Origin of the sequence: Marinobacter sp. UBA2498 (assembly GCF_002341575.1) — a bacterium.
Taxonomy (GTDB): domain Bacteria; phylum Pseudomonadota; class Gammaproteobacteria; order Pseudomonadales; family Oleiphilaceae; genus Marinobacter; species Marinobacter manganoxydans.
The window spans coordinates 24643-25588 of sequence record NZ_DDOI01000042.1 but is presented as its reverse complement, the minus strand read 5'-3'; the positions used below and the strand labels follow the sequence as shown (position 1 = coordinate 25588).

The window sequence follows — 946 nt, the reverse complement described above, 5'->3', positions numbered from 1 at the left end:
TGCACCTTCTGCATCATCCCCTCCATGCGCGGCGACCTGGTCAGCCGCCCCATCGGCGATGTGATGGATGAGGCCCAGCGCCTGGTGGATGCCGGTGTAAAAGAGCTGTTGGTCATCTCCCAGGACACCTCCGCCTACGGCGTCGACACCAAATACCGCACCGGCTTCTGGCAGGGGCGGCCGCTCAAGACCAAGATGCAGTCACTGTGTGAAGCGCTCGGCGAAATGGGCGTTTGGGTACGCCTGCACTACGTTTATCCCTATCCTCATGTCGACGACATCATTCCACTGATGGCCGAGGGAAAAATCCTGCCGTACCTGGACATCCCGTTCCAGCACGCCAGCCCGAAAGTACTCAAGGCCATGAAGCGCCCGGCCCACGACAGCAAAACCCTGGAGCGCATCCGCAAATGGCGGGAAATCTGCCCCGAGCTCACCATCCGCTCCACCTTCATCGTCGGCTTCCCCGGTGAAACCGAGGAAGACTTCCAGTACCTGCTGGACTGGCTCGACGAGGCTCAACTGGATCGTGTTGGCGCGTTCAAATACAGCCCGGTGGAAGGCGCCAAAGCCAACGAACTGGAAGGTGCGGTTCCCGAGGAAGTCAAAGAAGAGCGCCTGGCCCGTTTCATGGAAAAACAGGCAGAGATTTCAGCAGCCCGCCTACAGGCCAAAATCGGCCAGACGATTGATGTGCTGATTGACGAGGTCGACGAGGAAGGCGCCATTGGTCGCTCCAAGGCAGACGCGCCGGAGATTGACGGTATGGTTTACCTTAACGACGAGACCGACCTTGTTCCGGGTGAGATTGTTCAGGCGGTTGTTGAGCATGCCGATGAGCATGATCTTTGGGCTCGGCTTCTTTGATGGCTTCCGGCTTGGGCACCTAGCCTGCCGAATTTGGGGGTAGGCCTCGGCGGGGTGTGCCTCCCAAAAACCGCTACGA

1 protein-coding gene is annotated in these 946 nt (G+C 59.3%); it reads left to right on the top strand.

The genetic code is table 11. The annotated features are described in order from the left end of the window. Positions 1-867 (top strand): 30S ribosomal protein S12 methylthiotransferase RimO (gene rimO / locus B2W52_RS04665; protein WP_286801604.1); only part of this gene is annotated, 867 nt, incomplete at its 5' end. Positions 868-946: the final 79 nt, after the last annotated feature.